We start from the raw sequence: 22,194 nt of genomic DNA, 5'->3' as shown, positions 1-22,194 counted from the left end.
CCGGAAGCGAGCGGAAGATCGATACTATCATTTGAGCCATCGAAGCTCCCTTCACTTCCATTCAGAGTGGCTCCGTTCACGGCACCAGACATCTTGTTGCCAGTATCATCGAGAACGGTGCTCGCCCCTGCGCTCTCATCCAGGTTCCACCAAAGCACGAGACCGTCGTACTCAGAGGCCGGGAAGTCGAGAATATCCATAGGGTCGGTACCCACGTTGATCTCCAACACATCGTGGAAGCCGTCGCCGTCTCCGTCGCTGCTGTTAGGATCACTTCCGGCAAGATACTCCTCGCCGTCGGTCAAGCCGTCGGCATCAGCGTCACCAGTACCGTCACTTGTATTGGTATCCCCAAAGTTGGCGATCTCCCAGTTGTCATCCAGGCTGTCACTGTCGTAGTCCTCGAAGACCACGTCAGTCACGGTGATTGCAACCATGGCTGTAGCTGTCAGACCTCCAGCATCAGTCACGGTCACTGTCAGACTATAGCTGTTGGTTGTTTCATAATCGAGAGCGGACACCGTGGTGATTTCACCAGTAGAGGCATTGATCACAAAGCGACCATCATTTCCGGCAGTGATTGCATAAGTACGGGTATCATTCGCATCCGGATCAGAGGAAGTCACTGTGGCCACGGTGACTCCCACTGCAACATCTTCAGAAACAGTCCCACTGGCACTATTCGCCACTGGCGCTTCATTGATGTTCAGCACATCCACGGTGATGGTTGCTACATCACTCAGGCCCCCAGCGTCGGTTACCGTAACTGTAAGCACGTAGCTGGATGCTCCCTCGTAGTCCAAACTTGTGGTAGTGGTAATCTCACCAGTCGTGGAATTGATAGCAAACTCCCCGCCGCCGTTACCAGCCGTGATAGCATATGTCCAACTGTCACCTGCATCAGGATCAGAGACCGAGACAGTACCAACCGTCGCACTTGCTCCAGCATTTTCAGCGACCGTAAAGGCTGCATCATTGGCCACCGGCGCATTGTTAGGAGCCTCTAGGCTGACCACAGTCACACCGTTGACATCCACGACATAAGCATTCACGCCATTCACTGCCGGCTGGCCTGCAACGGTAATCTTAGACATATGCTCTGAAAGCACACTTGCCACCGTTTCAGATGTGAAGCGTACCTGTCCGGCAAAGTCTGCCGCCAGATCAATGGTAGAGCCGTTAACCGGATTTCCACCACCACGGAACTCCAGTACCGCATCCCCAGCAAGACTTACTGTCGTGTTGGCAATGAACTGGAAGGATACATCCGCACCCGTACCTATATTGAACTCGGATAGAGTAGAGCTCGTCGTATTGAATCCATTAGAGCCCGAAGTCGTTAGCGTAGTATTGGTGATATCAATACGCGCTCCATCAGGAATCACTGTTCCAATACCGATGAAGTTTGCGGAATCCACGGTCAAGCTGGAAGCGACAAGAGGTTGATTCACATTGACCGAGTCAGCAGACGGCACCTGAGTACCAGCCGTCAACGCGTCTGAATCCCAGTTCGCTTCGTTAAAGAAGTCTCCATCACCTGCAGCACCTGTCCAGACAAGATCCGGCGGAGCAGGTGCGCTCAGTGGGTCACTAGGATCCGTACCTGCGGCAAATTCTTCAGCATTGGTATAGCCGTCGCTATCAGCATCGCCACTTCCATCCTGTGCAGCCACAGAGCCGAAGTTGGACACTTCCCACTCATCGGTTAGACCGTCGGCATCGGAGTCATCATTGGCCACATCAGTCACGTTCACTGTCACCGTAGCCGTATCAGTCAGTCCCCCACCATCAGTCACCTGCACGGTGAGCGAGTAGAGAGCCGTGGTTTCATAATCGAGACCAGTGGCTGTCGTGATCGCACCGCTGGTACTGTTGATCACAAAGGCACCACCAGTATTACCAGCGGTAATCGTATAGGTAGCACTATCACCCGTATCAGGATCGCTGGAGCTTACCGTGCTTACAGTCGCACCAATAGAAGCACCCTCAGAAACTGAGCCACTGCCATTGTTTGCTACAGGTGCTTCATTGACATTGGTGACATCTATAGTGACCGTTGCTGTATCCGTGAGGCTACCATCGCTGACTTCAACAGTCAGAATGTACTGACTAATGGACTCGAAATCCAGACCAGCAGCTACGGTGACCTCACCGGTACCGCTGTTGATCGCGAATGCGCCACCGGTATTACCGGCCGTGATGCTGTAGCTAAGCGTATCACCAGTATCTGGATCGCTCGCGACTACCGTGGTGACCACAGTTCCAACAGATGCATTCTCAGCTACAGAACCGCTTCCATTCGTAGCGACTGGCGGCTGATTAGGGGCAGGCGGTGTCGCCAAGGCCAAGATATCCTCATCATTGAGCGCTGCATCATAGACGTAGAGTTCGTCCACTTCACCCTGGAAGAAGTTTCCTTCGTTGCGGTTCGTGCCAAGAGTGATCGTGTCAAACAGATCATCATTCACACCTGCAAGCGTCTGCGAGAGGACACCATTGTAATAGAGGCGTGTATCCGTGCCGTCGGATACTACGGCAAGGTGTACCCAGGTTCCCACAGGAGCTGCACCAAAGGAGGCAGTCTGGGTTCCACGGTAGTTAAACCCATTACCCATATCGATCTGGAAGGTATTGGATGTATTCGGAGTATGGTTTGAGAAGACCGAGCTGTAGATGGACTGACCACTCGCACCATTCTTCACCCACATGGCTACGGTATAGGCACCGAGATTTGTCTCAGTCAGGGCATAATCGATTCTGTCGTCGACACCATCGAAGGAAGCTCCACCGGCATCTACGGCAGAGGACGTCCAGGCGGTGCCGCCAGTGAGCTGACCATCATAGCCATTCACGGAACTATCAGTCGCAACTAGTCCAGCCCCCTCATTCAGGCTCCAGTGAGCCAACACTTGGGTAGTCGGGTTGCTAGCAGCGTTGTTTGGATCCGTAGCAGAGGCTTCTTCTTGAGCGTTGGTGTAGCCGTCACCATCGCTATCAGCTGAACCAGTCGTTGCTGCCACAGAACCAAAGTTGGCCACCTCCCACTCGTCCGTGAGACCATCGGCATCGGAGTCATCGTTTGCTACGTCAGTGACGTTTACGGTAATCGTTGCTGTATCGGAAAGACCTCCGTCATCGCTTACGGTAACTGTGAGCACGTAGCTGGATGCTGTCTCGTAGTCCAATGGTGCAGTCGTGGTGATTTCACCAGTTGCAGCAGTGATGGCAAACAGACCTGCTGCATTACCTCCAGTGATCGCATGGCTGACCACGTCTCCCGAATTCGGATCACTCGCATTGACAACACCAAGGCTGGTGCCTGCTGATGCATTTTCAACCACTGCGAAGGTATCATCAGATGCGCTTGGCGCTACATTCTTCAGCAAGCTGGACTTGATGTACTGAATCTCACTCGGGTTGAGAGCTCGATCAAAGTAACAGAAGTCATCGATCTCCCCCTGGAAGAAGTCTCCCTCATTCCTGTTAGCACCAAGCACGAGTGCATTAAAGAGGTCATCATTGACTCCAGAGAGCACTTTAGCAATTTCACCGTTATAGTAGAGGATGGTATCCGTCCCATCGGATACTACCGCAAGGTGAACCCACTGGTCGAGAGGTGCCGCACCAAAGCTGGAAGTCTGACTACCTCGATACTGGAAGCCATTCCCCATATCGATCTGGAAGGTACCTCCTGTATTAGGCGTACGGTTGCTAAATACACTGCTATAGACACCCTGTCCGTCTGCTCCGGACTTCGCCCACATAGCAACGGTAAAGGCACCAACGTTAGACTGGGCCAGATCGAGTTTGATCTTGTCATCAACTCCGTCAAAGGAAGCGCCGCCGCCATCAACTGCTGTCGTAGTCCAGGCTGCACCTCCGGAGAGAGCACCAGCGTTGGCATTACCGGAAGAATCGGACGCTGTAGCTCCGGCATTATCATCCAGCGCCCACCAGGTCTGGAGTGAGTTGTTAAGAGCTAGCTCATCCACGGCATTACTAGCTTCACCCATGATACCTGTAAGGTCTGAAGAGGAGAGGTTCTGAGTGTAGAGACGAACATCATCCACAGCCATGGTGCCACCGCTACCAGAGCCGATCATCAGCGGCTCACGGCCATGGAAAATGAATGAGCCGGCAGCAAGGGCCGTTTGTGCGGTCTGAGCCCCATCCAAAAAGATCTTCATCTGATCTGCAGTACGGTCAAAGACCAGCGCCACGTGATGCCACTGTCCGGCAGTCACCGCACCACCGTTTGTGATACTGCGCTTGTTGTAGATACCCTCGATCTCGCCACAGTCAGCCTTGAGAACACCGTTCTCCACAAAGAGGTGGAAACCAGTGCTGCGCTCTTGAGCTTTGTACTTATCGAGAATGTCCAGCTTGGTGATCACATCATCCATCTTGATCCAGAGACAGATGGCGTAATCCTTGTCCATCGGGTCAAAGAAATTCCCCTGAGACATCTGATCACTATCAAATGGGTAGAAGTTATTCGTGCTACCAGTGTAAGGAATTGGAAGGATGTTTGTATCATCCACCAACAAACCACCGGAAGGAACCACCAAGGCATATCCGTCTGGTCCAGTTGTGAGCTGGCTTTCAATGTTAGAGCTCTGCAAGACTGCTGAGTGGCCAAGTCCGGTGCTATTGCTCACAGAAGCACCGGAGACATCATTGAAATCAAACTTCAGGGTCAGGCCATTGTTGACTACCTCGATGAAAATCAAATCCTGAGCCTGCAGGTTGGCACCACCGTCACCAGCACCCGAGTTATCCTCGATGGTATAGGCAATGATATCCTTGCCCACATAACCTGCGGGCGGCGTATAGATCAGGTCGTTTCCAGACTGGACCACGGTACCACCATTGGCGGTTGTCGCGGTGAAAGAGACGATCGAAATACTATCTCCGTTGAAGTCTGTATCATTGACCAGTGGTGAAATCGTTACCGCCTGGTTCACGTTAGTCGTTGCCAGATCCAAATGAGAATATGGATGCGCTGGTGACGGGTAATCCCCATTAGGCTGAAGCAAGGTTCCATCAGCTATCTTGATGTCGCGCTTCTCACGCACACGCTCTACGTTGTAAGGCCCGTGGTTCGGTCTGTTAGACCCCATAGCATCGCGACCGTATCCCCAGTGATGAGCATTCCAGTTGTGCCCACCGGATTCGTGGTAAAGGGTCTGAGTACCGATAGCACCCTGCCCGTAGTTAATAGTCTCGTTTTTTCCGATGCGGTTCTGCCATGCATAACCGCCGGTACCGAAGAGACCCACGCTTGTCTTGTAACTGAAAATCTGCTCCCAAGCAGCATTCCTCAATGGCTTGGCCGCATCAGACCACTCCGCCTCAATGATATTGAGGTGGTTTCCAGAACCTGTAGGAACGTAGTACTCCTGATTTTCACGCGTCACTAGTGTGGCAATCGATACGGCTACACCCGTATCTCGACCCATCATGAGGTCATAAATATTGAAATTATGCTCGGTTAACGCCCATGCTAGATCTGGATCACTCGCACCTTCGTTGACGAAGCGGTGGTAATTAATATCTACCCCCATAGGCAACTCCCCCATACCCCCCTCAGGTCGGGTCGGATTCGCTGTTGCAGCACCGCCTTGATTGAGACTTGCGGAGACATCATAGCCGCTGACTTGCCAGACGTAGCCTCGGCCTTTCAAATGATCGAATGCGTCTGCCTTAATGGTACCATCGGGAAGGATCGTGGCACAGACAATCACGTTGGGGTCACCTGCGACTGTACCCCGGTAGGTACGTACCTGAGGGATATCATTGGGTGATAAGGTATAGGTCTGGCTGTTTCCGTTAAATCGGTAGTAAGCAACACCTGGCGCTCTGACTGAGCGCTTGGTCAAATTGACCGTCGTTTCGGCGGTCTGATTACCGTCCGTATCAAGATTCAGGACAAGACTGTCCGGCAAGGTTTGTGCAAATGCTATCAGCGGGGTCATGGAACAAGCCGCCAATAACACGCAACAGGGGTTTGCTGTCATGTGTGTGGGTAGTTTGGGTTGATTGAAGCTGAGGACCTTTCAGACCCACAGCCATGTAGAGAGCAGAATCAAACCCACCGGGAGCAGAACTAAGATTTGAGCAGTATAGTTCCACTAAGAGGAGCGATTCCATATATATATGAGATGCCAAACCACAATGTTAACACTCTCATATGTTTTTTCAGAAAAACACACATAACACATTTTAAGACAAAATACTACAACCCCACTAAATCCATCAACAATACGCGCAAAAGCATGAAACACCTGTTCATCACACACCCTAATGAGTCACTGCATGAAAAAAGCCGCCACATCTCAAAATGCGGCGGCTTAGTTTTATCCGGGTGATCCTGATAATCTTACTCGGTCACTTCAAGTGAGAGATGATCGATGCTGATAGTATCCTGATTGCCATTACCTGCCGTACGGTCGGTATCGCGCACACGAATGTAGACCGTTCCGGTCACGCCCGCTGGCAGAGGAGCAATCTGAGGTGCATTATCATCTGAGGTCTTGGTCACCGTGATGAGGTCCGTGAAGTTGACTCCATCTGGAGAGAAAGAGAAGACGAAGTCATCCCCCTCGCTATTGGCACTATGAAAAGCCTCTACACTGAGCTCTACGAGCACGCCACCCGCTCCGATGTCGAAGCTCCAGGTATGCTCCAAGCTGGATACACGTGATGAAGGCTTCCCTGAGGTCTTGTTCTCCTCCAGCACCTCGTAGACATTGTCTGAAGAATAGGTATCGAGATAACTTCCCGAGACAAATAAACCATCACTCAGAACCTCGCCATTACTCAGATAACTGACAGGAGGAGCCGGCTCTTGATACAAGCGAACGATGGTGGCTCCATTCTCAGAGACGATCTCAAGGTTCGTTCCAAGCACGGCCGGGCTACCACCCACGGTGAACTTGCTCAGATGCTCGGCTGTCACATCCGCCACCGTCTCATTGATAAACCGAACATACCCCGAAGAATCTACTGCAAGGTCAATGGCAGAACCATTGACTGGATTCCCTCCACCACGCAACTCCAGAACAGCATCTCCACTCAGACTAGCATTGATATTCGCCAAGAACTGGAAGCTCGCATAACTCCCAGCACTAATGTCCAAGCTGGAAACCAGCGAAGCTGTCGCATTGATTCCATAGGAACCAGTAGTGGTTAGATTGCTCGCATCCATATGAATAGATGCCCCGTTTGGAACGATGTAGCCAGCCAGATCAAAGAAGTCAGCATTAACAACAGTAAGACTCAACGCATTCAGGTCACTACCCGAGTTGACCGAATCAGCCACCGGAGCCTGAGTACCCGACGCACCAGAATCGCTATCCCAGTTGGCTTCATTAAAGAAGTCGCCGTCGCCAGCCACTCCAGTCCACACCAGATCCTTAGGAGCAGGATTACTTGCTCCATTGTTAGGGTCTGTTCCTAGTGAAACTTCCAGGGAATCACTGTAGCCATCGCCATCCGAGTCGGTGTTATTCGGGTTGGTGGCAGCAGCTTCTTCTTCGGCGTTGGTCAGACCGTCGCCATCACTGTCAGTCACCCCGTCAGTCGCGGCAACCGATCCGAAGTTGGATACTTCCCACTCATCGGTAAGACCGTCGGCATCCGAGTCATCATTGGCCACATCTGTAATATTCACGGTAATGATGGCAGTATCGGTCAGACCTCCACTATCGGTCACGGTTACTGTCAATGAGTAGCTGGCTATGGTCTCATAATCGAGAACTGTTGCCGTCGAAATCTCGCCAGTAGTAGCGTTGATTACAAATGCCCCACTCGGATTTCCTGCAGTAATGGCATAGGTAACACCATCTCCCGCATCTGGATCACTGGAGGTTACCGTGGTTACCACTGAGCCAATCACTGCTCCCTCCGAAATGGAAGCACTGCCGTTGTTCACCACAGGAGCCTCGTTCACGTTGCTCACATCAATAGTGATCGTTGCGGTATCACTCAAACTGCCATCGCTGACTGCAACGGTCAGCACATGCTGACTGGCGGATTCAAAATCCAATCCAGATGCCACGGTGATTTCACCTGAACCACTGTTGATCGCGAATGCGCCACCAGCATTGCCAGCTGTAATGCTATAGGTAAGCGTGTCTCCTGCATCTGGATCAGACGCACTGACTATACCAACAATCGCACCAATGGATGCATCTTCACTCACGGAGAATGTGGAATCAGTCGCTACAGGAGCGCTGTTCCCCACCGCATCCGCATTAAAGATAGCAGTAATTTCTGCTGCACTCAACGCACGGCTGTAAACCCGGATATCATCCAGGCTCCCATTAAGGAAACGAGCACCACCAGTTGGATCGACTCCGAGTACCGTTTGCGCATCAAATGCCTCCACGGCATGAGATCCCACATTCACGGCAGACTGCATACCCGTGCCATCGTTCATGTAGATCGTCGCCTGAGTCGGCTCCACGACCAAGGCCACATAGGTCCATACTCCATCAGGCAGAGTAAGCCCGCTGCTCCATCCCCACTGGCCAGAGTTCCAGTGATACCGCAGCTCGTTATTGGAAACATGCAGACCTGAAACAGTGCTTCCACCGCGGCAGAACACCAGACCCGCAAAGCTCTCATTTCCACTTCTCTTCACCCAACCGGAGATAGTTACCGTGTTAGAGTTCAAGTTAAGTGCAGGAGCAGTCACTTGATCATCGACTCCGTCGAAATCCAACGCACCCCCATCAACTCCTGAGATCCAGCTAGGACCAGCTACAAGAACCCCATCGGATAGCCCCATGGAATCCATGGCACCAGTTCCAACTCCATCATCCAGCTTCCAGTAGGCTGCCAGACCTGGACCGCCATTCACACTTGGCAAGGAAGCACTATCCAGCGGATCCGAACCTTCTGCCAACTCAAAGAAATCACTGTAACCGTCAGCATCTGAATCGCTGCTATTTGGATTGGTTCCAGCCGCATATTCATTCGCATTGGTGAGGCCATCATTATCCAAATCCTCTGCGCCGGTGGTTGCTGCTACAGAACCAAAGGTTGAGACCTCCCATTCATCGATCAGGCCATCGGCATCGGAGTCATCATTCGCAATGTCAGTCACCTCGATAGAGACATTCACGGTATCACTCAAGCCACCGGCATCAGTCACCTCAACGGTAAGCGTGTAACTCGTGCTCGTTTCATAATCCAGACTGGACGCCAGTGTAATTTCACCTGTTTCAGAATCGATTGCAAATGAACCGTCATTTCCAGAGGTGATGACATAGCTGAGGACATCATCAGCATTTTGATCACTAGCTGTCACGGAACCAACTATAGTCCCCACAGAGGCATCCTCTGCATACTGTGCATTGAATCCACTGGCAACAGGAGCATGGTTGAGAAATTGCTGATAGAGCTCCTCAAGCTCTGAAGGATGCAATGCTCTGCCATAAACACGCAGGTCATCGATCTCTCCAGTAAAATCACGCGAGCTATTCCCTGGATCGAGACCAATATAGCTAAGCCCATTGAATGCCTCAGGCGTGTGAAACTTGGCATTCGTAGAAGTGGCCAGGGTGCCATCATGATAATAGACCGTAGCCTGATCCGTCTCCACCACCATGGCAACGAGCAGCCATTGCTGCTTTGGCACGGATAGCCCGGAACTCCACCACCACTCATCACCATCCCAGTGATAACCCAAGGCGTTACCGGAACCAATATTGAGACCTGAGGCATTATTATTCCTCGTGAAATAGACGGCGCCACCACTTTTCTGGTCGGCAGCAGGCAGTTTCACCCAGCTAACAATTGTCTTTGATGTACCACCATCAGACAAACCTTTATTAATGATCACATGGTCATCCACACCATCAAAGTCTAGCGAACCTCCATTCGGACTATTCTTCCATACAGGCCCATTCTGAAGCGCACCCACATGAGAGCCCGCTGAGTCAGCCAGAGCATTGCCGCTACCATCATTAAAGGTCCAGTGAGCTAACAGGCTCGTATTGATATCATCTATTGAGCTGCCAGTAGTAAACGACCACACCGAACCTGCCACGGTGGTAGATGCATTTACCGAATCTACTCTCCAGAAGTAAGTCGTATTCGGCTGCACGTTCACGAGAATATCATCCGCTGATGTTGCTCCCACATACTCAGAAGAAGAGGTGTTCGCAGCAGCCACCGCACTCTGGCTCGTTCCCAGATAAACCTGGCTCTGGGTGGATCCTGGAGCTGGATTCCATTTCAACACACGCGCAGTAACAGAACTGGCTCCATCGAAGGGCACTGGCACCGTAGCCGCCCCACCATTGACGAGACCTGTGATTTCAGCAGCGCTCAGAGCCCGCTTGTAGATTCTCACATCATCGATATCCCCGGTGTATTTACGAGAAGCGAAAGCTGGCTCCCAACCAATGAAAGTAGTCCCTGTGAAATTGGCTGGCGTATGAGTACCGGTGTTCACCGCGGACTGCATGGTCGTGCCATCATGCATGTAGATGGTCGCTTTGTCCGCCTCGACCACGAGTGCCACGAATACCCATTGGTTTGCAGGAGGCACCAGGCCTGAGTCCCAGCCCCACTTGCCACCATTCCAGTGGTAACGCAGCTCATTACTGGAACCGAAGTTCAGTCCACTGCGAGAACCTTCATTGAAAATGATGCCAGCCGTATTTGCCTGGCTCTGAGCAGGACGCTTGATCCACCCTGTTAGCGTAGCTGTTATGGAACTAAAATCAGCACCATGGATCTCGATGTAGTCGTCAGAGTTCGCCATGGTGGCGGCTCCAGCAAACTGGCCTGAAGATGTCACCAGCTTGCTAGCGGAACTTGCCAGATTAAGATTCCCGCTAGAGTCTGCCAGATCAATCGCGTCTGTCGCATCGTCCAGCCTGAGATGAGCCACCAGATCTTCTTCAGAATTCACATGAATACATACCAAACCTGTGGCTGTTTTCCCTGTAGAATCAGTGATGGTGTAGTTGAACCAGTCAAATCCGACATACTGCACAGGCGGTGTGTACATCAACTGAGCACTTGATCCAGTGCCGCTCATCGTCACCGAACCTCCTTCATGAGAAGACGCATCAAAGGCGATAATACCAGTAATTGCATGTCCATTTGCATCGTGATCATTCACCATCACATCAATCGCCACTGAGGTATCGATCCCTCTTCTGAAGACTGCTGAGTCCAGTGCCGCGTAGGGTGGAAAATTAATCGTAGAATAAGTACCCTCGGAGTCGAGATAGCCTGCGGTGACCCAGATATCACGCTGGTAGAACATTTTTTCTATCTCTGGAGCACTGAATCTGGAGAGGCGGTTTCTTTCACTGTTGGTGGTGGATCCCTCCGGAGCCCCGCCATCCTCATGGTTCACCCTGAAGTTGTGTGCAATCTCATGCCTCAACACCACGTAATGATTATCACCGCTGGATTGGCTCACATTGTAACCCCAGGTATTTCCGATACTACTCGACCAAGCTTGGCCTCCACTACCATAACCAAAGCCAGACACAAAATCTCGGTTCGCATCTGTCTGGTTCGCCCTCCATTCATCTGTGAGAGGCCCCAAACCGACAATATTCGTCTGGTAAGGATCTTGCGCCGCGTTTGCACGAATGATCACACGCGCCAAATAGGGCCGAAGCATCGCACTACTCATGTAAAGCGCACGTATACAGGCATAACTGTATTCCACATTCTCGAAGGCCTTTGCCACACTACTTCCCGCCGCATTGGAATAGTAGGCATGATTCACATCCACCGCACTATCAAAGGCGTAGGTCGTACTCCCTGCCGCGCCAGGAGTCAGCCCATAAGTCGGAAAAGCAAAATTCTTCCACTCATCCACACCACGCTTGTAGGTAACCGTCTGGCCAGAAGTAAACCAGGTCCCCCCTCGGTCAAAGATCACCATGCCGCGCACAGTACCGTCATCCTGTACAATACCCGCGGAGACAGCCCCGGGATATTCATCTACCGTTCCCAGGTAAGACCTTTCTTCTCCCGGCGTGTATGCATCAAATCCCCCACTGGAGTTTTGCACGAGCACCTCAAAGTGCATCCCTCGGAGCACCTGCCTTGTTAAACGCAGCGTAATCGTTTCGCCGTCATGAGTAACAGTCTGCGTGATATTATCCTCCAGAGCTTTAGCGCTGCCGACTAGCAACAGCGAAATCAGCAAGGTACAAATTAATGAGGCACACCATGGCCTCATGGCGACTTTCCGCCATCGGTGGTTATCTAGGGTTTTCATGAGCTGTGTGAGTGTTTATCTCCAAGCCGTCTAACATAACTGAAATATATGGGTTATTTATCAGTTACATTAAATAGATTAGACCACTGACATATTAATTCCCCTCAGAAGCCACAACTAAGTTCTCCCCTTCAACTGCTTTCTGAGCCATAAGAAACCCTGACTCAAAATACCATTTATCCTTATTTAACAGGAAATACCACCCAAAACCGGAACCATTTAAGGACCACCACAATCCCTCATCCAGTAAAGAAACCTAAACAAATAATGATATCATTTCACTTAATAGAAAAAGCCGCCACGAGAGATCTCGAAGCGGCTTGATAATCAGTTATATTGCAGTGAAGGTTACTCGGTAACTTCCAAGGTGAGATGATCGATACTGATCGTATCTTGACCACCATTACCCACCGTACGGTCCGTATCACGCACACGGACATAAACAGTACCAGTCACCCCTGCTGGCAGCGGAGCGATCTGAGCTGTGTTATCATCCGAGGTTTTGGTCACCGTAATGAGGTCCGTGAAGTTGATACCGTCTGTAGAGTAGGCGAAGACAAAGTCGTCCCCTTCAGTGTTTGAGCTATGGTAGGCCTCCACACTGAGTTCCACCAGGATGCCACCAGAACCGATATCGAAGCTCCAAGTATGCTCAAGGCTTGATACACGGGATGACGGCTTGCCATTGGTTTTTTCCTCCCGAAGAACCTCATAGACATTGTTAGATGTTTGAGTATCTGCTAGAGAACCAGAGATAATAGAACCATCAATCATGGTCTCAGCGTCACTGGTGTAGCTGGTAGTACCGCCACCCTCGTTCACATCCGTAACAGTCACACTTACGATAGCGGTATCGGTAAGACCACCACTATCAGTCACGGTTACTGTCAATGAATAGCTGGCTGTGGTTTCGTAGTCCAAGGCGGTGGCCGTAGTCACCTCACCAGTGGAGCTATTGATCGCGAAAGCGCCTCCTACATTACCTGCGGTAATAGCAAAACTCAGGGTATCACCAACATCAGGATCGCTGGCGCTGACCGTAGCCACACTAGTACCTACAGACACATCTTCAGCCACAGTACCACTGGCGTTGTTTGCCACTGGAGGATTATTCGTTCCAGGCTGATACTCGTTATAGACATCATTAAGATTCTGTCCGCTCTTTGCCACGTTATAGATCTTCACCTCATCGATGAACCCATTGAATGGCTTGTTGTTGTCACGGATATCACGGCCAACGCCAACCCCGATACTGGAACTCAGGTCACGGATGGTACCGGACCCTGAGGCAGCAGCGACAGGGTTCCCATCAATGTAGATGTAACCGTTCTGACCATCGCGTACAGCGGCCACATAGTGCCACTGGCCATCATTCACGGTCGCAGTCGTGCTGAAGTTGAACTGATAGGCGCTATTGCCATAGACATAGAAGTTCAGTGTACCGCTTGCAGTCACTCTGAATGCATACTGTCCATTGAAACCGCCGTTACGTTGCTGGATGATCACCTGCTCGGACGAGGCGCTGGTTTTGATCCATGCGGAAACCGTGAAGTCTGTCTGACCACCCAGTGAAGGACCATTACCGAAGGTGACGGAGTCATCAACACCGTCGAACTGCAGACCGTTACCAGTGAAACCTGTGGTCCAAGAAGCACCGTTCACGGTACCCGTATTGGAATTCAGCGAAGAATCCGAGGTGCTAGCACCGCTGCCTTCATCAAACTTCCAGTGAGCAACCAGTCCAGCCTCATACACAATGGAATCCGTGGAGAAACTCCAAACATTACCTGTGATCGTGCTTGAGGCAGTCACGACATCCACTCTCCAGAAGTAGGTGGTGTCTGTATCCAGATCAAAGATCCACTCAGGATTGGCTGTGCTTCCCTGATATTCAGCGGATGCGGTTGTAGCATTGGCCACTGCAGTTTGATTGGTACCGATGTACACTTGGTAGGAAGTGGCCGCAGCACTTGGAGCCCAACTAGCAGTAGGTGCGTTCACCTCGCTCGCGCCATCAAACGGGCTAGGACTTTCAGCGGTTCCGCCGTCATAGACCTGCTGAAGATCGGCCTGGGTCATCGCCTTGCCGTAGACACGAGCCTCATCAAGGACTCCATTGAAACTACGAGCACTACTGTTAGGGTCACGACCTACATAAGTAGTACCGAAACCAGCAGCCGTATGAGTCACGTTGTTGACAGCAGACTGGAAGCCAGAGCCATTGTTCATGTAGATGGTTGCCTTGTTCGGCTCGATCACAAGAGCAACGAAGGTCCACACACCAGGCGTAGGCACCAAGCCGGAATTCCAGCCATAGTTGCCGCTATTCCAATGGTAGCGAAGCTCACCAGCTGTACCGAAGTTCAAACCTTGCGCTCCGCTAGTACGGTCAAAGATAATCCCCGCCCAGGATGGCTGAGTCACCTCAGGTTTGATCCAGGCTGTCATGGTCACGGTATTAGAATTCAGCTTCATGCCGGAGACTGTTACGTGGTCATCCACACCATCCAGGTCTGCACCATTGCCGTACTGACCGGCTACAGAGACAGTCCCAAAATCGGTGCCATTGAGACTACCGTTGTTACTATAGACAGAGGCATCATTTGCCACGGTTCCGCTGGTTTCATCCAGATTCAGATACAGCTTCAGATTATCACTAGGCTGCACATCAATCACAGCGATACCCGTAGCAGTCTTACCTGCTGAGTCTGTAATGGTGTAACGGAAATAATCTGTTCCCAAAAAGGCTCCAGAAGGAGTGTATACCAGATTTTGGCCAGCCTGGCTTACTGTACCACCTTGAACGGTGGCACTATCAAAGCCTGTCAAGCTGATGGTCTGACCATTGGCATCATGGTCATTGGCAAGTACAGGGATGCTCACACTGCTGTCCACTGACTGCACGAATACTGCAGCATCCAAGCTGGCGTAAGGAGGAAGCTCTACAGCGGTGTAGGTACCTTCACTATCCACAATACCGCTGGAAATCTTGCTAGCGCGGTGAGCTAACACTCGGTACGCCTCACAACCGCTAAGTCGACCAGGCTGGTTACCACCCATCAGGCCGGCACCCTCCGGACTTCCGCCCACGAAGTGACCACAGTTCCAGTTGTGACCCATCTCATGGCGCCACACGACATCGAAATGGCCGGAGCTACCACTGTCATTTACCGAGTAGCCGCTACTGGTTCCTACCACACCGACCCAGGCGAGACCACCACCCACTTTACCAGGGGTAACACCTGCAACGAGGTCGCTGTTGGCAGCCGTGTGGTTCGCATTCCAGTGAGTGCGCAGGGCATCAAGGTAGGTACCTCCGCCAAGACCATTGTATGGGTCCTGACTTTGATTGGTACGAATGATCACACGGCCCAGGTAGGGACGCAGCAAGACATCTCGCATATAGATCGCACGCGTGACACACACGCTGTACTCGATCAGTTCGAAGGTTCTCGCGGTATCACTTCCGCCAGGACCACTGTAGTAGCCATACTCGGCATCGATACCGATATCATAGGCGTACATGGTGGTACCACCCTGACCAGCGGTCACGCTGGATGCCGAGGGATACTGGTAGTTGGTAAAGTCATCAGGACCGTAGCCAAGACCTCGTGTGCCGATCACCGATGTGCCAAGAGTTCGCCACATGACTCCTCGGTCAAAGTAGACAGCTCCCAAGAACTGTCCGTCATCCTGAAGAATACCGCAGGAGACAGCTCCCGGATATTCATCGACTGTACCAATATAAGACCTCTCATCCACGGGTGTTAGAGTATCGTAACCTCCCGAGGCGTTTTGAGCCCATAGTTCGAACTGCGACCCCCGGAGGTTTTGCAGATCCATTCGCATGGTGATGGTTTCACCATTGTAGGTAACACTCTGCACCACATTTGAGGGTGCAGCCTGTGCAATACTGATAGAACCTATCAGCAAGAGGACGGCATGACAAAATCGCCGCCTGAGCATTTTATGAATTAGGGTTTTCATTACGGAGTGTAATTATGAGTTAAAACACCTTTCCGATCTAACCCCTCACGCTACCTTATGGTGAGGCGCATGCGGGACATCTCAGAAAGGCGATGGGTTTCGCCCCCTAAACAAAACTTTCATTCTATAGAAGAATGAGGGAAATCATATCAGGCCTCATATAGAAACCCAACATTCACCACCTGTAAGTAGCGAGTAGAGAGCAGGTTGCATGCTATGTACATACCCCCAAATACGTCAACCTCATAAAAACACAACCACCGCAACCCAATACACCCGAATCAATACAAATCACTAATACAGAAACAAATACAAAAAATAACAACCTAACAATAAAACACACAACCCACTTACATTAAGCAAGAAACACCAGAAACACACATTGAAATTCAGGAATTGTTAATATATTAGAACGAAAATTACTCTCGACGCAATTTTACAAGGCAAACTACTCAACGCGTTACTCTTCAGGCATATTTCACCCTCTCAGGCCCCCAGAAAGGACTGCACCGCCTCACGCATGCCGCGCGCCTTGTGGAGAGTTTCTTCGTACTCAGCCTCTGGATCACTGTCCGCCACGATCCCGGCACCCACATGGTAGTGCAGTTTTCCACTCTCCCTAACAAGAGTACGGATCACGATATTAAACTGGCTCTCCGCACCAAAGCCGAAGTAGCCCATCGCTCCTGTGTACAGACCTCTCGGCTCGCTTTCGAGTTCATCGATGATCTCCATCGCGCGCTTCTTCGGAGCCCCGGTGATACTCCCACCTGGAAAGCAGGCTGACAAAGCCTCCACATGACTCATTCCATCCCGAAGCTCCCCCGTCACAGTGGACACCAGATGATAGACCTGCTCCAGCTTCTCCAGCTTGAGCATCTCCTCCACTCTGACGGAGCCGAACTTACACACCTGGCCAAGGTCATTACGCTCCAAGTCCGTAATCATGACCAATTCGGCACGCTCCTTCTCGGAGCTGCGTAGCTCATAGGCACTGCGCAGGTCGGCATCCGGATCTTCATGACGAGGACGTGTCCCCTTGATCGGGCGGGTCTCAATCACACCACCACTGATTCGTAAAAAGGTTTCTGGTGAGGACGAGAGCACTTCCCTGCCATTCAAGTCCATGTAGCTGGCCAGCGGAGCGGGCGACTTCTCACGTAGAGCAAGGTAAAGCTCAAACAAATCCCCCTCACCCTCGATGTCCGCCTCGAATTTCTGGGTGAGGTTCACCTGATAAATATCACCTGCCGCGATGTATTCGCGGATCCTCGCTACCTTTGCCACATAATCCTCATGACTCATCAGAGAACGGAATTCACCGATACGTACCGCTGCATTTCCAGATTCAGACTGAATCGCGGAGGACAGATTCCCTACCTCCAGCCATTGACCATCTGCATGGCGATACACCAGCATCTCTTCATAAACTCCAAAACAGTAGGCCCCCTCATACTCCAGCCAGCCGCACAAGCCTCCGTGGGGAAGCGGGCTATTCGCAGCCTGGTGCTCTTCAAGTACTCGCTCCAGTTCGCTTGTATCGCTCACGTGCCCCGTCAACACCTGAGCGGGCCGGGCAGCAATGATGGAAACAACCTCCCCGTAACTTCCAGGGATATTCCCCGAACTATCAAAGTAGACCAAGCCACCCAGATGCCTCAGGCCAGAGGCTACTTCCTCCGGCTTCAGGTCTAGTTCGATCTCTCTCAATCTGGCTGGCATCGCTATCGGGTCGGCCACAGACTTCAATGTTCACCAGCGTTCTACAACCCCAAATCACCAAAACACCACTAATTCATCCCCTCATTCGGCTCGACAGACCATTGCAGACTCATGGTAAATTAGTTAAGAAAAGATAAGAATAGTATTTGCGGCGTAAGCCATGTGTGCCATTTTCAGATACCATTCAGGTATTGCAGTCTACCTCTAGCAGATCTTCCATGAATAAAAAAATCATCATCATCGGAGCGGGCCCGGGCGGCCTCACCAGCGGCATGTTGCTAGCCCACCGCGGCTATGATGTCACCATCCTTGAGAAAGCTTCGGTCATTGGAGGTCGCAATGCAGCCCTGCAAGCAGGTGACTACACTTTCGATACTGGCCCCACCTTCCTACACCAGAAGTTCACGCTGGATGAAGTTTTTGCCGAGACTGGCCGCAATCCAGAGGACTACATGGACTTCGTGAAGCTCGACCCCATGACCACCCTCACTTGGGGAGACATCTCCATGGAGACCAGCTTTGACCAGGAAACAATGACCCGCAATATCGAGGCGGCTTTCCCTGGTGAGTCCGCCAACTACCAGCGCTTCATGGACGACCACGCCAAGAAGCTCCAAGCGATTTTCCCGTGCTTGCTCAAGCCCTACCACAAGCTATCTAGCTTTCTGAGTAGCCACTTGGTGAAGGCCCTGCCCTATGTCGCCACCACCAAGTCAGTGATGGACGTTCTCAGCGAGTATTTCACTGATGAGCGACTCAAACTCGCCTTTACCTTCCAGGCCAAATATTTGGGCATGTCCCCATGGAATTGCCCAGCTCTATTCAGCATCCTCTCCTACATCGAGTACGCCCACGGCATCTACCACGTGCAGGGCGGCCTCTCCAACATCTCAGCCGGCATGGCCAAAGTATTCGAGGAGGAAGGCGGAGAGCTCCGCCTGAATACCGAGGTGCAGGAAATCCAGTACGATGGCCGCCGGGCAGCCACCGTCACTCTAACCAATGGCGAAGTCCTGAAATGCGATGACCTGATCGTGAATGCCGACTACGCCCATGCCCGCAACCGTATTTTCGGGCCTCAGAATGAAGAAGAAGAATCCCTAAGGAAGAAGAAGTACTCCTGCTCCACCTTCATGCTCTACCTGGGCCTCGACAAGCTCTACTCAGACGAGCCCCATCACCACGTCCTCTTTGCCGATGACTACCACCAGAATCTGCGGGACATCCAGGATGAGCAGGTGGTCTCTGATGACATGTCCATCTACATCCGCAACTCCAGCGTGACAGACCCGACAGTCGCTCCTGAAGGCCATTCCCAGCTCTACATCCTAGTTCCCACCATCAACTGCCGCCACGGCCAGGACTGGGAAGCTACGCAGCAAGCTTACAAAGACCGCATCCTCGACCGTATCATCAAGCGCACCGGCATGAAGGATCTGCGCGAACACATCGTGGAGGAAAGAATCATCACCCCGCAGGGATGGCAGCAGGCAGACATCTTCATGGGCGCCACCTTCAACCTGGCGCATACCCTGGACCAAATGCTCTACCTACGACCACACAACCGCATGCAAGGTTTCGACAATATCTATCTGGTAGGCGGCGGCACTCACCCCGGCAGTGGTCTGCCCACCATCTATGAAAGTGCGCGTATTTCCTCCAACCTCATCTGTGAGTCTTACGGAAAGAAACGCGAGCGGATAGACTTCGCCACGGAAATCCTCAACACGGCTACCAGCTAAGTGACCAGACTATCCATTCTCATGAAAGTCCTGCCAGCGCTCCTACTTTCCGCCCTCTGTATCGTGACTCCCGCCTGCTCGGAGGAAGGCCAGGCTAAAACCGTAGTCCACAAAGAAGCCAAAGCCGCCCCGCTACACCAGCAGTACAGGCAATGGCACGATGTCTGCCTACAAGGAGACATGGACGAGATCGAAAAGAAGATCGCCCAGTTTGAAGCGCAGATCACAGCCAACCCGAAAGACGATCTCGCCCGCGCCTATCTCGGTAGTGCCTACGCGCTCAAGGCCAAACACGCTGTCTTCCCGCTCACCAAACTCAACTCACTGAAGAAAGGCAAGGAACTCATGGAAGCAGCCGTGACCGGCTCCCCAGACAACCCCAGAGTCCGCATGGTGCGAGCCATCGCCTACTACCGGGTGCCTAAGCGCTTCGACACCAGACCCACTTCAATTTCAGATTTTGAAAAACTGTTAGGAGAAACCGCGAAGAAAAACTCCGTGCTGCAGAAGAACGAAAAGCAGGCGATCCTCTACTACGCCTGGAAAGCATTCACGGAGGAAAACCATAAAGATGCGTCCAAGGCCAAATCACTCTGCCACAAGCTCGACCCTGATTCCGAATACGGCAAGCTCACCAAGTAACCTGCCATGTATCACCTACATCGCGAACAACAGCTCAACTGCACACCGGACGAGGCCTGGGAATTTTTCTCAAACCCCAAGAACCTCGACAAACTCACTCCGGATGCCGTCGGCTTCAAGATCACGCATTGCCAGTCCGAGCATATGCACGAAGGCCAGATCATTGCCTACAAAGTCAAAGTAGCTCCACTCATCTGGGTGACCTGGGTCACTGAGATCACTCAGGTCGCAGACAAGAAACACTTCATCGATGACCAACGCGTAGGCCCCTATGCCCTCTGGCACCACACCCACCGTTTCGAAGAAAACGACCAGGGCGTTTACATGATTGATGACGTCAACTACGCACTCCCCCTCGGCCCGATCGGCAGGATCGCTCACGCACTCTACGTCAAAAAACAGCTTCAGCACATCTTTGACGAACGCTATCGACTGGCGGAAGAAATCTTCAACGCATAACGCGCTTCAACCACTTGAAGACCTTATCGTAGGGGGGCTTGATATCCATGAGCCCCGCACCCAGCTTACCTCGTCGAGCAACCGCCCGCTCGTAACAAAAGGCATAGACTCCGTGTTTCCCGCGATAGCGCCCGTAACCACTATCACCCACACCGCCAAACGGTAGCTCTAGGTTAGAGGATTGCTTCAGCGTATCATTCACACACACTCCTCCAGAGCGCTTCGCCTGCATGACTTTCTTCACAAAAGCCTCATCCTCCGTGAAGAGATAAAGCGCGAGAGGATCCTCGAGCTGCTGAAGTCTATTGATCAACTCATCATCTCCCTCGTAGGAAATGACAGGCAAAACGGGTCCAAAGATTTCCTCTTTCATCAAGGCGTCTTCCCAAGCCACCTCCTTCACGACTCTGGGAGCCAGCCTTAACTTCTCTTCATCGTCCGCCCCGCTCTGAATGATGCGAGCCTCCTCCACCCCATCCAGCAAGCCACGTAGACGATCATAATGGCGCTTGTTAATGACTGTCGCCATTTCTTCATGCCAAGGCACTGCCTCTAACTCGCACTGCATCGCCTCCAGCAGCTCCTCTTTCACATCGTGATGCACCGCTACAAAGTCCGGAGCAAAACAGGTCTGCCCTCCATTGAAGAACTTGCCAGCTAAAATCCTACCAGCAGCCACCTTGAGATCCGCCCTACTATCCACAACACAAGGACACTTTCCACCAAGCTCTAAAACACAGGGAGTCAGATGCTCAGCCGCCTTTTTGGCCACCAATCTTCCCACCCCGGTACTGCCAGTAAAGAAGATGAAATCCCACTTTTCCTCTAGCAGAGCACCTGCCACCTCAGCGCCTCCTGTCACTACACTCACGGTTTCAGGAGGAAACACCTCGCTGATAATTTCTCCGATCAAAGCCTCACTATGTGTACTGATCTCAGAGGGCTTTAGCACCACGGTGTTCCCCGCAGCTACGGCTGAAATCAGCGGAGCCATGGCCAGCTGGAACGGGTAATTCCAGGGCGCGATGATTAGCGCGCAACCATAGGGCTCACGCAGGACCTCACTCCTACAAGGATGAAAATACAGCGGACTTCCCACCCGTTCTGGGCTGAGCCAAGCCGAGAGCTTCGATCTCACCAGCCGAATTTCTTGCAGGAGAAAATGATACTCCGCCAGATAAGCCTCCGCCTCCGGCTTTCCCAAATCCTTGTCCAAGGCCTCTATCATCCTCTCCTGATACTTCATCAGGCATTTCTCCAGCCTCAGAAGATAATTTCTCCGCACCTCCAGGGAACGCAACTCACCTGCTGCTAGCGCTTGTTTCTGTTTGCCTATAAGTTCGCCAAGAGGCGGATGATTCGGAACGACTGACATGATGATAGATG

At 51.9% G+C, this 22,194-nt stretch carries 8 protein-coding genes; 3 read left to right on the top strand and 5 right to left on the bottom strand.

Going from position 1 to position 22,194, the window contains the following annotated elements; genetic code table 11:
- From BUB27_RS18740 to pabB, 4 genes are all read right to left on the bottom strand, one after another.
- On the bottom strand, positions 1-5,945 hold a 5,945-nt coding region (locus BUB27_RS18740), incomplete at its 3' end, for a cadherin domain-containing protein (protein WP_159435084.1).
- A 434-nt stretch (positions 5,946-6,379) separates the two neighbouring features.
- The gene (locus BUB27_RS18735; RefSeq protein WP_143185425.1) at positions 6,380-12,256 is read right to left on the bottom strand and encodes a LamG-like jellyroll fold domain-containing protein; all 5,877 of its coding nucleotides are present in this window, start codon (positions 12,254-12,256) and stop codon (positions 6,380-6,382) included.
- Between the two features lie 348 nt (positions 12,257-12,604).
- Positions 12,605-16,243, bottom strand: a complete 3,639-nt coding sequence (locus BUB27_RS18730) for a LamG-like jellyroll fold domain-containing protein (protein ID WP_143185424.1) — start codon at positions 16,241-16,243, stop codon at positions 12,605-12,607.
- A 486-nt stretch (positions 16,244-16,729) separates the two neighbouring features.
- Positions 16,730-17,965, bottom strand: a complete 1,236-nt coding sequence (gene pabB / locus BUB27_RS18725) for an aminodeoxychorismate synthase component I (protein ID WP_159435083.1) — start codon at positions 17,963-17,965, stop codon at positions 16,730-16,732.
- A 218-nt stretch (positions 17,966-18,183) separates the two neighbouring features.
- Between pabB and BUB27_RS18720 the strand changes: the two genes are divergently transcribed.
- The 3 genes from BUB27_RS18720 to BUB27_RS18710 are packed head-to-tail and all read left to right on the top strand — an operon-like array spanning position 18,184 to position 20,808.
- Positions 18,184-19,707 (top strand): phytoene desaturase family protein, encoded by a 1,524-nt coding sequence (locus BUB27_RS18720; RefSeq protein WP_143185422.1) that lies wholly within the window; start codon positions 18,184-18,186, stop codon positions 19,705-19,707.
- A 21-nt stretch (positions 19,708-19,728) separates the two neighbouring features.
- Positions 19,729-20,349: a hypothetical protein gene (locus BUB27_RS18715; protein WP_143185421.1), complete on the top strand. Its 621-nt coding sequence runs from the start codon at positions 19,729-19,731 to the stop codon at positions 20,347-20,349.
- Positions 20,350-20,355: 6 nt separating this feature from the next.
- The gene (locus tag BUB27_RS18710) at positions 20,356-20,808 is read left to right on the top strand and encodes an SRPBCC family protein (protein WP_143185420.1); all 453 of its coding nucleotides are present in this window, start codon (positions 20,356-20,358) and stop codon (positions 20,806-20,808) included.
- On the opposite strand, the gene BUB27_RS18705 is transcribed toward BUB27_RS18710, so the two are convergent.
- Positions 20,798-22,183 (bottom strand): aldehyde dehydrogenase family protein, encoded by a 1,386-nt coding sequence (locus BUB27_RS18705; protein ID WP_143185419.1) that lies wholly within the window; start codon positions 22,181-22,183, stop codon positions 20,798-20,800. The genes BUB27_RS18710 and BUB27_RS18705 overlap by 11 nt on opposite strands.
- Between the last annotated feature and the right edge of the window lie 11 nt (positions 22,184-22,194).

This window comes from Rubritalea squalenifaciens DSM 18772, from assembly GCF_900141815.1.
Classification (GTDB): Bacteria; Verrucomicrobiota; Verrucomicrobiia; order Verrucomicrobiales; family Akkermansiaceae; genus Rubritalea; species Rubritalea squalenifaciens.
Note: the sequence above shows the minus strand (reverse complement) of the source record. Positions and strands in the feature narration are given on the sequence as shown.

Bases quoted from the DNA above. Each gene is read 5' to 3' on its own strand.
- BUB27_RS18710 (WP_143185420.1), top strand. From the start codon at position 20,356: ATGTATCACCTACATCGCGAACAACAGCTCAACTGCACACCGGACGAG.
- BUB27_RS18735 (WP_143185425.1), bottom strand. From the start codon at position 12,256: ATGAAAACCCTAGATAACCACCGATGGCGGAAAGTCGCCATGAGGCCA.
- BUB27_RS18715 (WP_143185421.1), top strand. From the start codon at position 19,729: ATGAAAGTCCTGCCAGCGCTCCTACTTTCCGCCCTCTGTATCGTGACT.
- BUB27_RS18730 (WP_143185424.1), bottom strand. From the start codon at position 16,243: ATGAAAACCCTAATTCATAAAATGCTCAGGCGGCGATTTTGTCATGCC.
- BUB27_RS18720 (WP_143185422.1), top strand. From the start codon at position 18,184: ATGAATAAAAAAATCATCATCATCGGAGCGGGCCCGGGCGGCCTCACC.
- BUB27_RS18705 (WP_143185419.1), bottom strand. From the start codon at position 22,183: ATGTCAGTCGTTCCGAATCATCCGCCTCTTGGCGAACTTATAGGCAAA.
- pabB (WP_159435083.1), bottom strand. From the start codon at position 17,965: ATGCCAGCCAGATTGAGAGAGATCGAACTAGACCTGAAGCCGGAGGAA.